At 30.3% G+C, this 15,312-nt stretch carries 16 protein-coding genes; 1 reads left to right on the top strand and 15 read right to left on the bottom strand.

From position 1 onward, the window contains the following. Positions 1–100 precede the first annotated feature (100 nt). The 5 genes from ACSYSF_RS03345 to ACSYSF_RS03325 all read right to left on the bottom strand — a co-directional run bounded on the left by ACSYSF_RS03345 (position 101) and on the right by ACSYSF_RS03325 (position 3,832). Positions 101–601, bottom strand: coding sequence for a P-loop NTPase family protein (locus ACSYSF_RS03345; RefSeq protein ID WP_489868475.1), 501 nt, complete (start codon positions 599–601; stop codon positions 101–103). Positions 602–730: 129 nt separating this feature from the next. Beyond that, positions 731–1,222 carry a GNAT family N-acetyltransferase gene (locus ACSYSF_RS03340; RefSeq protein ID WP_489868474.1) on the bottom strand — a complete coding sequence of 164 codons (492 nt, stop codon included), beginning with the start codon at positions 1,220–1,222 and terminating at the stop codon, positions 731–733. Between the two features lie 387 nt (positions 1,223–1,609). Beyond that, entirely contained in the window at positions 1,610–2,290 is a 681-nt protein-coding gene (locus ACSYSF_RS03335) for an alpha/beta fold hydrolase (protein WP_489868473.1), read from the bottom strand. 61 nt (positions 2,291–2,351) lie between these two features. Next, entirely contained in the window at positions 2,352–2,915 is a 564-nt protein-coding gene (locus tag ACSYSF_RS03330) for a GNAT family N-acetyltransferase (protein ID WP_489868472.1), read from the bottom strand. 104 nt (positions 2,916–3,019) lie between these two features. Continuing rightward, positions 3,020–3,832, bottom strand: a complete 813-nt coding sequence (locus ACSYSF_RS03325) for an alpha/beta hydrolase (protein ID WP_489868471.1) — start codon at positions 3,830–3,832, stop codon at positions 3,020–3,022. 360 nt (positions 3,833–4,192) lie between these two features. Here ACSYSF_RS03325 and ACSYSF_RS03320 point away from each other — a divergent pair, with 360 nt between their 5' ends. Further along, the gene (locus ACSYSF_RS03320; protein WP_489868470.1) at positions 4,193–5,014 is read left to right on the top strand and encodes a DUF2785 domain-containing protein; all 822 of its coding nucleotides are present in this window, start codon (positions 4,193–4,195) and stop codon (positions 5,012–5,014) included. A 428-nt stretch (positions 5,015–5,442) separates the two neighbouring features. Here ACSYSF_RS03320 and ACSYSF_RS03315 read toward each other — a convergent pair whose 3' ends face one another. The 10 genes from ACSYSF_RS03315 to ACSYSF_RS03270 all read right to left on the bottom strand — a co-directional run bounded on the left by ACSYSF_RS03315 (position 5,443) and on the right by ACSYSF_RS03270 (position 15,245). Next, positions 5,443–5,766: a carboxymuconolactone decarboxylase family protein gene (locus ACSYSF_RS03315; RefSeq protein WP_489868469.1), complete on the bottom strand. Its 324-nt coding sequence runs from the start codon at positions 5,764–5,766 to the stop codon at positions 5,443–5,445. A 17-nt stretch (positions 5,767–5,783) separates the two neighbouring features. Then, complete coding sequence (locus ACSYSF_RS03310) at positions 5,784–6,650, bottom strand: aldo/keto reductase (protein ID WP_491737251.1); 867 nt, start codon at positions 6,648–6,650, stop codon at positions 5,784–5,786. A gap of 25 nt (positions 6,651–6,675) precedes the next feature. Beyond that, positions 6,676–7,680 carry an aldo/keto reductase gene (locus ACSYSF_RS03305; protein ID WP_489868467.1) on the bottom strand — a complete coding sequence of 335 codons (1,005 nt, stop codon included), beginning with the start codon at positions 7,678–7,680 and terminating at the stop codon, positions 6,676–6,678. A gap of 159 nt (positions 7,681–7,839) precedes the next feature. Further along, positions 7,840–8,220, bottom strand: a complete 381-nt coding sequence (locus tag ACSYSF_RS03300) for a DUF2255 family protein (RefSeq protein ID WP_489868466.1) — start codon at positions 8,218–8,220, stop codon at positions 7,840–7,842. Between the two features lie 132 nt (positions 8,221–8,352). Next, complete coding sequence (locus ACSYSF_RS03295) at positions 8,353–9,243, bottom strand: LysR family transcriptional regulator (protein ID WP_489868465.1); 891 nt, start codon at positions 9,241–9,243, stop codon at positions 8,353–8,355. Positions 9,244–9,510: 267 nt separating this feature from the next. Further along, entirely contained in the window at positions 9,511–9,603 is a 93-nt protein-coding gene (locus ACSYSF_RS03290) for a putative holin-like toxin (RefSeq protein ID WP_489868464.1), read from the bottom strand. A 280-nt stretch (positions 9,604–9,883) separates the two neighbouring features. Next, entirely contained in the window at positions 9,884–10,990 is a 1,107-nt protein-coding gene (locus ACSYSF_RS03285) for an AAA family ATPase (RefSeq protein ID WP_489868463.1), read from the bottom strand. 2 nt (positions 10,991–10,992) lie between these two features. Continuing rightward, entirely contained in the window at positions 10,993–11,766 is a 774-nt protein-coding gene (locus ACSYSF_RS03280; protein ID WP_491737250.1) for a DUF6414 family protein, read from the bottom strand. 45 nt (positions 11,767–11,811) lie between these two features. Continuing rightward, positions 11,812–13,353 (bottom strand): hypothetical protein, encoded by a 1,542-nt coding sequence (locus ACSYSF_RS03275; protein WP_491737249.1) that lies wholly within the window; start codon positions 13,351–13,353, stop codon positions 11,812–11,814. Between the two features lie 20 nt (positions 13,354–13,373). Further along, the gene (locus tag ACSYSF_RS03270; protein WP_491737248.1) at positions 13,374–15,245 is read right to left on the bottom strand and encodes a P-loop NTPase fold protein; all 1,872 of its coding nucleotides are present in this window, start codon (positions 15,243–15,245) and stop codon (positions 13,374–13,376) included. Positions 15,246–15,312: the final 67 nt, after the last annotated feature.

Genomic DNA, 15,312 nt, shown 5'->3' with positions numbered 1-15,312 from the left:
GCCACCGCCTTTAACCTGTATGACCATTATAACATAAAAGAATGTTCTAAAAATTATAGTACCAGTGTTTAGAACATTCTTTTTATTGATTAATGAGTTCTTATATAGTGTCATTTTGCACTATATCTAGCATTATTTTCTCTGAAAAAACTTGTGTATTGCCCCTTGATAATCGCTGCTCTTTATAATTCAAATAATCATTACCACGCCACCATTTTTTTAAGTCTATTGTAGAAAAAGGCTCATTTTTCATTTGATTATACTTAACAGTATTATTAAAAGATTCATCTAAATAATATACATAAGCTTGACTATCAAATTTTTTAATCAATTTTAAGAGCATTTCCCCATAGACATCTTTTCGTAAAATCCCTTCTAGTATAATAATTTTATAATGACTTTCACCAAAAGAGACTAATGTCTGTATTAGGTCAACAGCTGGTGTACCGATATGATCATTTGCATGCAATATATCACGACGAATATTATCCTGATGAAGTACTAGGCATTCTTTATAGCCAAATAATTTCTGCAATTCATTGGCTAAAACTGTCTTACCACTACCAGAATTACCTCTTATCAAAATAAAAATAGATTTCATCAATTCATCTCCAACTTTAACTTAAACAAATAGAACGAATCATTTTGAAATGAAATAATTTATGGTATTAAATTTAATAAACTACCCATTTTGACCAACGAAAAAATAAGGTAAACTAAAACCGTTAATTTATACAACACTTTTCGTTAAAAACACTAAGTCCATACCTTCTTTTATATGCAATTCTGATTGATTTATCAAGATATACCCACTCTTAGTATATAGATGCAATAATTTGGCTTCTTGTTTTATGGTGTCAATATACCATTGTTTTACTCTAGAAAACTTTTCTTCAATTTGTAACAACGCCATCTGAGCGAATCCCTTATTTTCAAATTCAGGTAAAATAAGAATTGGTGAAATTTTAGCATGTGTGGTATCTTCTGAATCCAGCATGACTCTAATAAGTCCTATTTCGTGTAAATCTTGTAAGATTAAAAAATAATAACTGTTGTTTTGATTTATTTTTCTATATATATCATCTTTTGACTCCATATATGGATTTGTTTTAGTATCCTGATAGGTTTCAAAAAGCGTTTTGAATCCCATTTTATACATTTTAATAATTTTATTAATATCACTGACACTAGCAAGCTTAAACGCTATTTTTTTGGTATCCATATTACATAACTCCATTCAAAAATTATTTTATGTAAATAATTATACGTTGTATTATTCAGTAATACATGTAAACAGTATTCTCAAACAATTTAAAAACCGACGTGTCGCTCTTGTGTACACTGCTTACTTTCATAGGCACAACTTTCTTTCTCTTAGAAAGTCAACTACTGCTTTTTAATCTATACAACTACTATAATATATAAAAAGTTATTCAAGCATTGTGACATCAATGCTTTAGGCAGTTTTCATATTGATTAATCATCTAATATTGTTTTTAGTAAGTTCGAATTATTACCATTATTTAAACGCTCAGCTATTTCTACTTCCATTTAAAAACTATTTAGTTGGTAATAATTTTTAAAGTATTCAGTATCTTTTATGGCGTTTCTACTTGTTAACAATTACTGCCCTTTCTATGTCTCCTCTGTTTTCTTGACTACTGAAATATTTTTTGTGGTACATATTAATCAATTTAGCAAACGCAAGTGGTTGTTCTTCATTTAAAATATGTTGTCCTGGAATAATATGTAATTCAGCACCAGAAATCAAAGTTGCTAATTCTTCTGCTGCTTTTAAATTAGCTTTATCTTCAGAGCCACAAATAACATACGTTGGCAGATTTATATAGGACATCTCTGTTCTTAAATTTAATTTCTTAAGCGATCGACATAGTGCAATGGTTTGTTTTTTGGTGATTCCTAAATTGCTAAAGTTTTTATTGGGCATGAATTGAAACATTAAATTTTGTAAATTAATTAATAGTTTATTTGGACTTTCAAATTGGGCGCCAGAAACAATGATGCCTTGTAAAAATTTATTTTTCATCGTCGCTTGTGACAAAGCTAAAATACCACCCAATGAGAGTCCACATAAAATATATGGTTCATTAAACAATGCTAGTCTCTTTGTTAAACATTCATTAAGTAACGAAAAAGATAAACGTGTTTTTTCATGGACATCTGCAAATAAATCCACTGATATAGATTGTATATGCGAATCCAAATTTTTTATAACTTTAGTCCAGGAATTTTTATCTTGTCCTAAACCGTGTAAAAATACTATTTTCAAAATTCTCCCCCTTACCTTATTAGACTGTTATTCTCAAATTATTGACATAAACGTTAATTCATTATTGTTGTAAATGTACTTTAGGTTGCCACTCGTCTCTTAACAATGTCCAAATATAACCATCATGATAGCCATCTGCTAATAATTCATTTGCTCGAATAGTGCCGTCCAAATGAAAACCAGCCTTTTTTGCAACGTTATTGCTTTGTTGGTTATCTATGGCCGTATGAATTTCAATTTTATTGACTTGATAATCATTAAAACCTAACTCACACATACCAATAACAGCACGATGCATAATACCATGTCCATTAAAATTAGTCCCTAACCAATAACCAATTTCCGTACTATTATTTAGATTATGAAACCTGTTAAGACTAATTGCACCTACAGGTTGTTCTCGAAACATGATAATCGTCGTAACTGAAGTCCCTTTACCAAATTTTTCTAAATCTCTTACTAAAGCCTTCTCTTCATCAGCAATATTTTGTACCTCATTTACCCATGACAACCAAGTGCCTAGTTCATTACGGCTGGCATCAATCAATTTAAACATAGATTCAGCATCAATTTTAGGCCTTGGTACCACTAAAGAAATTTCCTCATCAATTTTATAAGTAAACATTGGTTATCCTCCAAAATATAGGTATTTAAAAAAGCGCAATGACTATCTATTTTTATCAATCATTTTGCTGATTTTGTTGTTGCTTTCGTATATTATTAACGTGGCTATATTTTTTTTAATGAATTTTGTATTGCGACATTAATTTGGTCTGGAAATTCCAGGTGCATATAATGATTATTCCCTAAGGTGATTATAGTGGTCTTTTCAGTATAGTACTCAGATAGTTCGTATTCCTTAACTCGATAATCTCTGACAATTAAACTTGAGACGATATTCCCTTTTAACTTCAGTCCACTAAAAATATCTGTATTTAAAATATTTAACGACAAATCTAACCCATGAGGTTTCGTAAAATTTTTACTCTTTTTTTCACAATCAGTTCCCACTGTCCATATTTTATCTGCTAAATCTTTTGGAAATGATGCATAAATTCGTTCATGCATCAGATGATTAATTTCATCTTCTGTTATTTCAGCGTCTTCTTTAACATCTTTATTGTACGCAGCATTATCAGGAGGATTTAATAAAATTTCCTTTGTAGTCGGTTCTATGCCAATAAAGCCTACCAAATTTTGAATATTTCGAGCAATAACTAATGCATAAAATCCACCTAAACTATGTACGACAAGTATTACTTGTTTCGCTTGCTGGCTCTGAATAATCTTAGCAATTAATTTAGCTTCTTCCGGTAAAGTAAAAGGTCTCAAAGAATGGGAACTTAAGCCAGAATCCAAATAATCAATTGCTAATATACCAACTTTATTGGGTAAATTTCGAATTATTGGATCAAAAATTTGTGCAGTATCATATGGCCCATTACCATTCAAAAAAACAAGTAAAATATCACCTGTTCTAATAGATACTTTGAATGTACCTAAAGATGTTTTTATATATTTATCACTTAAAGGTCGAAACATAACTGAGCTCCTATAGTTTTATAAATATCGATACTAAACTCTGTTAATTTAATATCGTGGTAGTTTATATACTGGTGCACTGCTTTTTTTCTTACACTCTCTTAGCTAACAATTAAACACTGTATAAACGTTGCAACTTTAAAGATACACCATTTTCTTTTATTATCAACATTTTTCTAATTGTTTTATAATTTTACTGGTGCTTATGCCAATTGACATTTGTATAAGTAGTTAAACAATATATTTGCTAACAAGAGGACATTATCATTTCTTATTTAGAAGATTCAAATGATACTAAAAAATAAACTTTTCTTTTAAAAATGGTAAGATTAGTTAATATAATGTATAAAGGAATTTATTATGATTGAAGAATTAGAAGCATTACTAAAAACTCCTGCTCAAAAATTGAATTTTACAAATAATCAAGTTGGTTTCATGCTTAAAAATATTGGAAAAATCAATCCATATATTAGAGATAATTTAATTTACACATTGTTTGCCCAAGGTTTTATGAACAATGCCTTTACTTTAGTTCAACAAGAACAAATTATTAATTATTTTTTTAATAATAACCTACTATTCAAAGGCATACTTGAACCACAAAATGATTATGTCTTTACTCGATCTTTTAGTGCACTATTAGGAGGAATTATTTTAGAATGTGATGATAATACCAGTATTCTTACTGACAGCCAACAAAAGGAACTGTTCAAGTGGAGCATTCAGTATCTAAAGTTAGAAAATGATTACCGGGGTTTTGTTACTGACAAAGGCTGGGCACATGCCATTGCTCATGGCAGTGATTTTTTAGGAAGCTCACTAAGTCATACTAAATTCCATTTAACCAATGTTAATGACTTATTTATCACTCTTCAAAAAGTCATCAATCGATTAGAAACACCTTTTTTTAATAATGAAGAAGCCCGTTTAGCATCAGCTTTTAAGTTAGGTGTCCAAGCAGAAAACATTTCAGTCGAGGGCTTTATTAAAGGTATTCAATATGTTGATAAAGAATTGTGGCAGCAATATGATGCGACTAAACTAAAAACTTGCTATCGATTATATGCCTGGATACATATACTACATCACTGGTTAATTTTCTTTTCAAATGATATAAAAATCAAAACAATTATCAAGCAAAAATTAGATTACTACTATAATAAAATGGGCTATAATTTTTAACACTTATCTTGAAAATAAATTGAGAAATTATCGATAATTGTTAAGATATCCCGTATTATGTCAACTCACATTGGTCTAGGTGGTGACAACTTAAAATTTGGGGATTTATCATCGCTATGGTATATCTTATTTGTAAACAAAAAAGCCTCGTGCCTCCAACACGAGGCCCAGGTTATTTGAACAATAATCAACGTATACAAACAAAATTAGGCGGTAAATCACACCGAAAGAATTTCGACAATTTACCGCCTAAGAAAATCAAGCTATTCAACTTTAACTTTTTGGGTACACCCCAATTCGTCAAAAAATGGACAGTTTTTAATTTCTCAAAATTATTGTAGTTGAACTGTAACTCAACAGTACTATCCATTAGTTAATGTTATATTATATGTTTTTCTACATACTTCTATAAAAAAGAGCTAACTATTTTATTCTTCTCCCCAAACTTCTTTGGCACGATTAAACGCTGACCAAGCTTTTGGCCAACCAGCATAAAATGCCAAGTGTGTAATTTCTGCTGAAATTTCTTCTTTAGTAATACCATTTTTCTTACCAATATTTAAATGAGCATCTAATTGTTCCGTACTACCCATTGCGATTAAACTAGCAATAGTAATCATAGAATGATCATGAGCTGATAATTCATTTTCTTTTGACCAAACTTCACCAAATAACACATCATCATTAAGTTGTGCAAATTGTGGTGCGAATTCTCCTAATTGCTCTTGTCCAGCTGTCACTTTTTTAGCCATTTTTATTTCCTCTTTTTTTATAAACTTGTTAATACCGAATTATTTAGATAATCATAAACACGATTGACTTCACTAATTTTGGTTAAATCTAACATCTGTGGATGGTTAAGATCAATTGCTGCTATTGCTTGCATGTCCTCATCCGTTAACGCAAAATCCCAAATTGCCATGTTTTCCTTCATTCTCTCAACATGTACCGATTTAGGAATAATTACTAACCCACGCTGTATATGCCATCTCAACATAACTTGCGCAGGCGTTTTATCATATTTTCCCCCAATATCTTGTAACACAGTACTTTCAAAAAGATTGTGCATACCCTCTGCAAAGGGTGACCAAGCCTCGGCTTGAATACCAAATTGTTTCATGAATTTCAATTCATCATCACGTTGATAATATGGATGTATCTCTATTTGATTTATCATAGGCATAATATCAACATTATAACTAAAGTCTAATAAATCAGTTTCAGAAAAATTACATACACCAATTGCTTTAATACGACCTGCTTTATACAATTCTTCAAAAGCACGCCAAGCCCCATAATAATCTCCCAAAGGCATATGAATAAGATAAAGGTCTAAATAATCTGTATCCAATTCTTCACAAGACTTTTCGAAAGCTCGTAGCGCACCTTCATAGCTCATATCCGGAATATATGCCTTCGTGGTTAAAAACACATCTTCACGAGCAACACCACTATGACGAATCGCATTGCCAACAGCAACTTCATTTTTGTAACTGCTTGCTGTATCAATTAAACGATAGCCAGTCTGTAGTGCCATTTGCACAGCTGTCTCACATTGTTCTAAATCGTCTATTTGAAAGACCCCAAAACCTTCTTGGGGCATCTCGACACCGTTTTTTAATGTCCTATATTCCATTTAAGCACTCTTTTCATAAGTTTTATTATTTTTCTTCGTCCAAGAGAACAACTCCTGCAGCTGGATTTTGATCGATAGCACCAATTATTTTATGAGGTAAATATAGCTCCTCCAAATAATTGATATCTTCAGTTGTAAGTTGTATATCAAACGCTCCAGCAGCATCAACTAGATAACTAGATTTAGTTGCGCCAATAATTGGTGAAGCAACACCTTTAGCCCACTGCCAAGCAATCGCGATTTGTGACATCTTAGCGTCATACTTTTGAGCTATCTTTTCAACACGTTGCGTTAATTTTTGATCCATCTGCTTTGTGTGGTCGTATTTACCAACAGCCACTCGATCAGTATGGCTTCTCAAGGTGTCTGCATCCCAATTTGGTCTTGCTAATCTGCCAGATGCTAAGGCACTATAAGGAATTAGAGACACCCCCATTTGTTTGCAAATTGGCATTAGTTCATGTTCATCTTCACGGTATAGCAGATTATAATGATTTTCCATCGCCGAAAATGGTGTCCATCCATTCTTTTGCGCAACTAATTGCATATTATAGAATTGATAGCCATACATAGCTGAAGCACCAATTGCACGTACTTTACCTGTTTTTACCAAATCATGTAAAGCTGACATTGTCTCCTCAATTGGCGTCTCATAATCAAAACGATGAATAATATATAAATCTAAATAATTGGTACCTAACCTTTTTAAAGTCCCATCAATTTCTCGATTAATGGCCTCACGAGATAGGCGCCCATCATTAAAGTAAACCTTAGATGCAATCACAACTTTTTCGCGGGGAACATTACGTTTTAATGCCTTTCCTAAATATTCTTCACTGGTACCAGCAGAATAACCATTAGCTGTATCAAAAAAATTAATTCCTAAATCCAAAGCCTGCTTAACAACTTTTTCCGTATCGAGCATATCCAAGGTCCAATCATGCATTGTGCCTGCTTTACCAAAACTCATAGCACCAACACATAATTTTGAAATTTTAATATCAGTTTGTCCAATAGTTGTATATTCCATATACTGTCCTCCATGAAATTTATTAATACACTTTAATTAATTCTAATACTTAATTAATCAGATAATTTAAGCTATCTCTTCAATAGATACTTAGGATTCCACTACATAAATATAATATAAATCTACATAGCCCCTTTTTGGTGACTACATTTAGTAAAATTATCGAGGCGAAATTTTAACAGTTGCACTAACCGGTCCTGCTGCTAACATAGGTGCTAAATATGGGCTGTCTGCATACTTTGTTTGATAAGTCTCGCTAACCTTTTTATCTAATACTGAATCTCCTGCAACACTTTCAAAAACTGTTTCAAATTCATCACCAGCTAATTTAATTTTACCTGCATTTTGAGAAATTGCTGATTGATACCAACGCGAATTTTGACCATTATAAGCACGACTGTACAAATCGCCCTCCACTACAACTGACCATATCCAAGTTGGTGTACCATAAGTTTTTCCATCACTATAAAAAGGTGATACATGCATATCATCTGCTGTTGAAAACCTTACTAATTGATCTTTTGTCCACTGTTTTGCCATCTCATTAATCTCCTTTTCAATTAATAAAACACTCTCGTGCCTTACCTTATATTATAAAAAGAATCCTGACATATGTTAAATACTTACTTTTAATGATTTATCATTCATTTTATGAATAATGATTAACTAATTTTATGAAAGTTCTTGTATTTTTTTCTGCACAAAGGCTAAAAAAGCGATTGCAGCTGCCGATTGACTACCACCTGTTTTACGCCAAATAAGTTGATGCTTAGTTTGATTTTTAGGATGTAGTGGTCGAAAAACGATAGTTGTATGATTAGCAAGGTCTAACGCACTACTAATACCGATCTGATAATAACCTTCATTAGCAATTAATGGTATTGCATTATTTATCAGATCAACATCACCCACAAAATCTAACTCACTGGGCTCAAGTTTAAGCCAATCCACAATCTCACTTTTCACAATGTCACGTCTGGGTTGCAATAATGGTAATCCAAGCAAATCCGCACCTGTAATCTCTTTCTTATCAGCTAAGTGAGAAGTTTTAGACATCAAAACACCCCACGTTTCAGACAACGGAATAGCAATGGCATTATATTTTGCTGCTTCAATTGGATCCATCACAAACCCAAGTTCTAATTCATTGCGATCAATTTGTTCTTTGATAGTTGAGCCATTGCCATCAAATATAGAAAATGATACTGCTGGATTTTTTTTTTGAAATTCAGCTAACCAACTTGCTAAATATTTTGAGATACTAGATTCAACGCACCCGACTTTTAATTTTCCAGATAGAGCAACTTCGCTTTGTTGCATATCTTTTTCTGTTGCAGATAATTCGCGTAAAATAATCTGCGCATGGCTAGAAAATTTAATACCTGCCGGAGTCAGACTCAACTGTCTTTTTTCACGATTTAATAATTTAACACCAAGTTCTTTTTCCAATTCAATTAATTGACGTGATAAGGTTGGTTGAGTTAAATGTAACTGTTGTGCTGCTCTAGTAATATTACCTACTTCTGTTACCTTTAAAAAATACTTCAACAAATTTGTCTCCATGTCACCACCGCCTTTAACGATTATTATAAACCACCAATAATATCTAGTAATTAATTACCAACTTCTACCTACTATTTTAGCAACGATTTTATTTGGTTAAGTTACCAATCAAAAATTTGGGGATTTTTCATAGCTATGGTATAATTTATTTGTAAGCAAAAAGCCCCGTGCTACCAACACGAGGCCCAGGTTACTTTAACGGTGACTGATTTTAAAATAATTAAAACCGCCTAACTCGTCAAAGTATGGGGCGGTTTTTAGTTTGTCTTACTTCTTGTTGTGGTTGTCGATATATGTCAACAACGCCAACAAGAAGGTCGCGAACAATACCACTAAGGACATTGCGTCGTGAACAGACATTTCTGGCTGATCCTCCTTTCGTTAGATTCTGGTGTCCATGAATGACATTCATAGGCATCACCTTCTTCCTAATGGAAAGTCAGCCACCGCCTTTAACCTGTAAAAATATTATACCATATAAAAAGTGCCACAAACACTAATATATCAATGTTTGTGGCACTGTTTGTTTTAATTCACAATTTATTTTAGCAATAACTTACAGATGACGTGATAGAGACTCATCACTACATTCAAGTATGAGACAAACATCAAAATGTCATGACACTATAACGTTTTTTACTTAACTTTTTAGTATTACATCTAATAATAAGTTTGATATACAATCTTCCATATATTTACGTATGGACCTCATACTATGTAAATTAGGTAACTGCATTCTAACCTGGCTTAACACTTCTTCTTTGGAAATAAGCGTCAAGTATTTTGGATTCATAACTTTTACATCGACTAATTTATCAAATAGCTGAATAATTATAGTCTCCTTTTCCTTCATAGTAAAATCGGTAAACGGTATAAAACCATCAAATCTATTTAATAAAGCTTCATCAATATTTTCTTTCATTTCTTTTAAAGAAAGAAAATTTGAAGTACAAATAATAATGGAATTACCGACATCTACAGTAAAATTCTGATCCATATATATACCCTCGTCAAACATTTGAAAGAAGGAAGTATGAAAAAAATTAGGTGCTAAAGCAAACTCATCCAAAAGAATTACGTTAGATTTTCTATTTAGTAATTTTTTAGAAAAAGAATTTTCTGCGTGGGATGTGGATTTAAAATAATTTACACTCATTTCGCCACCAACCATAGACATTTGCTCCCTTAAAATATCATCATTTCCGTATAATATTTTAGAGAGGTATTTAGCCGTTTCTGTTTTACCAATACCAGGTTTCCCAAAAAACATAAGTACCAATGGTTTGTCAGAAGGTCTAATCATTTGAGCAACTAACTTTCTACAAATAATTTCTTTCGCTCTTTGTTGTCCAATAATATTGTTGTCGAATTGACTGTCTACTTTTTTTAACATCTCTTCCGAAATTTTAGGATATTTATAATTGTACACAGGAATATCTTCTGAAAACAAAATTATTTTATCAAAAAAGAATTTTGGTGGATTATTAATCCAAATTTTTTCAGTACCTGCACTTTCAAATAATTTTATTAAATATTCAAAATTTTCTAGAACATGAGCGTTAACTCCTGAACAATCCTCAGTTACAATAGTACATAATTCCTTGTCTTTCAAAATATCTATTATTCCCTCAGAAGTTGTATCATTAGTTAAATTTCTAATAACTTCACTAAATGAAATAATGTCGGTAAAATCAATTAATCTTTCATTAAAGTGTGTTTTGGGCTCAAAAAACACCTCTATCTCCATTATTAAACACCTGCCATTAAAATATCTATAATTGGTAAGTTATTATTTTGAATATCATCAGTTAATTCATCAAAATCGGCTTCTATATCATTAGAAGATATTTCTTGAGTCATATTATCTATCTGATTGCCAAATTCGAGATTAGCATCATTCGTTTCACCCACCTTAATTCCAAATAATTTTAAATTCATTTTAGTTAAATCATTTAGATTATAATTGTTTCTTAAACCTGTAATATTAAATCGAACAATCATTTTGTCATCTTTTACATTCTGACAAATAAATTCATAATACCCAGATAATTGGTCTAATGTTTTTCCCATCGCATGAATATTAAATCCACTAAAATTATTTCTTTCCTCTTCATTTAAATCTTGCAACTTATTTACATCTTCAATCATATTGATAATTGGTACAAGATTTCTATAATAAGCTGGAGAATCTTTATAAATGAATAAACGTACATCTGATAATGAAATAATTAAGGAACTCGGTTTTTTAATAGCTTCCATAAAACTGCTAATTAAAGTATTGGTTAGTTGAGTTTCGACAATATTATTTTTATTATATGAAGCATTTCCAGATAACTTTAATTTCGCAATATTGAAAAATCCCGTACCTGCTGAGGCTTGCCCATCAATTCCTGCAACAGATTCTGAAACCTTTTTTACAATTTTAACCTCTTCACCATCATTATTTAATTGAAGAAAATCCAAAACAGCTTGTTCATCTAAATATACAATTTTCCCAAATGATAATGCCCTCTTTTTTACCACAATCTAAACCTCCAGATATACATTTTTTCAGTTAACATTATTTTATTAAATATTTTTTGAAATAAAATTTGGATTCCATCTAAACTCTATCTTATTATCTTGTTCGGATTTTAGTCCTTCTAGGTATGGGTTATTTCTTTGGATTTCAAAACTCTCATCTTTGTCATATTGAACAATTGTAATAAAGTTATCATTATTTGAAGATAAATTCTTTTTACCATTCTCAGATTTATATACTTCTAAATAAACTCTGTCTGCAGGGAAAGACCCATGTCTTGTTTTATAAGACGCTATTGGAGAATTATACTGCATCTTCAATATTTCAATGATGCTTCTTATCGTTGATTTAATTTGATATATAGTTAACAAATTTGGTATATAAACCCTTGCTTTAAAGACCTTCTTATCTTCAACGCTAACGTCCTCAATGTCTTTTATAAGATAATTTTCACCCAGTATCTCATTATATTTAATTTCTTGTAAAGGACTTGTATCATCATTAACAGGGTATATTATAGCGTTCTCTAAAGCAATATTTTTAAGCACTTCATAAGAAATTTCGTTGTTTATATACCTAATAACTTTTTCAGCATCTATTGTAAAAAAACTTTCCAAAGTTTTAGGTGAACGGAAACTCAAAAACATACGATCAAATTGAATATCTACAATACTTTTTATCTTAATGGCACTATTTAATAAGAAAGATAGTCTATCTTGTTTTCCCGCATCAATACCATCAAAAGATACTAATATTTGTTTCCGTTTTCCAGAAATTACCTGAATTTCAAGTTGAGTACAGGTAACTTCATAGGTTGATAAAAAAATCTTTAACCAATCAAATCGTTTTGTAGGAACTATATACTGAAGTATTTCATAGTTTGTAACTTTTCGATTTTTAATTAAATCTACAATGACGACTATAAACGTCTTAACTCCTAAAAATAATTTATTTAAATAATTTTTAAAAAGCGAGTAATTAATTCTTTTTGAATTTTTTTTACCATGTTCATCAAAATATTCAAAAACAAAATCATCATTATTACGAACAACATGATTATGGTCTGTAGCATTCCTTATATCAACATCTACTAAATCAGTAAATTCTGAAAAATTACGATTAGGCCTTTTTTTACCTGACAAAAAATTAATCTGAGGTCTCAAGTTTTTATTGAAATGATTTATCCTATCATAAATACTTATTAAAGAATTTATAATATCTATTTCATCAAAGAAGGGACCCTGTGCTAGGGTAGTATATACTTCTAGCAAACTGCTCATCTTATTTAAGTTGTTATTAATTTTGTTAGAGCTTTTAAATTTTTCTTCTAATTCATTGGTTTGTATTATTATCTTACCTAAATTTCCAATACTACTTAAGAGCGATAATTCAAAGTTATTCCCAATTCCAACTTCTAACTGCCTAATTTTATTATCCAAATATTTATACAGAGATATATCTATATTTGGGTAATATGATTGTACGACCCTTTCCCATAATCCTACCGAATTAGATTCTTTATAACTTTTTTCGTTATTGTTTATCCATGTAACCAAATATTGAGAATTGTTAATTAAAGTGCTTTCCATTAGAATTTCCTCCAATTAATCTATATTAAAGAATATTTTAAATTATTGTCTTGTAACTTTTTTTCTATGCAATTAATAACTTTGTTATTAGCCTCAATCTTATTAATTCCGGAATTTTCATAGTCTGGAATTTTATTTAAAATTTCAAAGTCATTACTATGTAGTCCACTACGAATATAGCCTAATCTTCTCCAAAACTTTATAAACCTGTCTATGTCCAATTCAATAATGAGAGCCCAAAGGTTTTGTGACCATTGTGCCGGCTTATAAAAAATATTTTGTTGGGAAAGATATATGAATATTAACTGATCATTGTACTTTGATTTAGACAACTCTTCATCTTCTAGTGATATATCTTTCATTAATATACCCAATTCTTTAAAATTAAAAAATTCAAAACTTTCCAAAAAAAGAATTATTTCAGACAAATCAAAATTTCGAGATTTTAATTCACCATCCCAAGCATCAAATCTCATTTTTCTAATTTCATTTTCACTTTTATTCTCCCATTCTAGTGGCACTGAATACAAAATTTGATTACTGTCTGATTGATCAAACATTATTTTTTCCCGTGGCATTATGCTTTCATTTTTCATTACAATAATAAAATTAACTAGATCTGTCCTGATATCTTTTCTTGCCAAATTAATTGCTTCATTAGTGGCAACTTTCTTTTTCTCATCTGTAAGAGTATTTGAATTCCAGTTGTTTTTTAAAAATTCGGAAAAATCATTATCTTGTTTTGTTCCGTCCAGATATGTAATTAATTTATTTTTATTGGCAAAAATAGATTGTGCTTGACTAACGGATAAATTATTAATTGATTCGTAAACATAATATCGACTTTTATCGTTTTTAAAAGGTTTCGGAAATCCGTCTACTGATTTAAGCATTTTTAATACTTTTAGTAATTCTTGCGATAAATTCAAATCTTTTAAGGATTCATTACTTTCAGACTCTAAATCTTCAAAAAATGACGAATCTTTTAGTCTAGAATACACGCTTGGATAAAAAAGATACAAGTAATCTATAACTACTAATTGACTTAACTGAACTCGTTCAATTTTTTTGTATTCAAAAATTTCTCTATTTAAAAGTTTAGTGAATTGTGTACGGTCTCTGAGGGTTCTTCTCTCCTTACATATTAAAAACAGTAAGTCATTGTTAAATGGTTGCCGTGTTTCTTTTTGAAATTCTTCTGCAAACAAAGTCCAAATATAATTTGATTCTAATACATAAGGTAAATCCACCTTCAAGTCAATTATCTTTTGTAAATATTCTATTTCATCACTTTTACTAATTTTATTAAAATCGCCAACAAAGACAATAGGTAACTTACCTTTGAGAACATTAAATAATTTGTATGAATCTAGTTGATTTTGCTCATTTAATCGATCAAAATCATCAATTATCAAAACTTTGTGCTTCAAACTAACCAAATTTTTTTTGAATAAATATAAATAAATGGAATCACCTTTTACTCGAAAAAATTGATAAACTGCAACCATCAAACAAGTCACAATAATAACTAATCCCCACAAATTATCATTCATTAAATTTTTTAAAGGTGTAATAATTTCAATATTTAAAAATTGAGAAAAAAGAATGGAAATGACAACAGCTGCTACTATTAATAATTTTATTGACCAATATACTATTGGTTTGAGTAAAGCAAACGATTGCTCAAGTATAGATCGATTATCTGTTTTACTCCATAAATCAAGAATTTTAAATTTATAAGCAGATTTTTTCTCGACTTTGTATAGGAAATTTGTTTTTCCGGATCCCCAAACACCATTTAAAAAAATTGTTTTGTTCAGCTTACCTTCAATTAAATCTTTAAATCTTTTCTCTGCTTCTTCAGTTTCAATATTTAATAAGTTTATTGTCATTATATTTTAATTCCTTGCCCACAAAATATACTTTTTTGTATTGTGTATCTATATTATATACTAAAGA

It is taken from the genome of Weissella sp. ESL1139, assembly GCF_058506735.1.
This window is presented reverse-complemented; position numbering and strand designations above follow the sequence as displayed.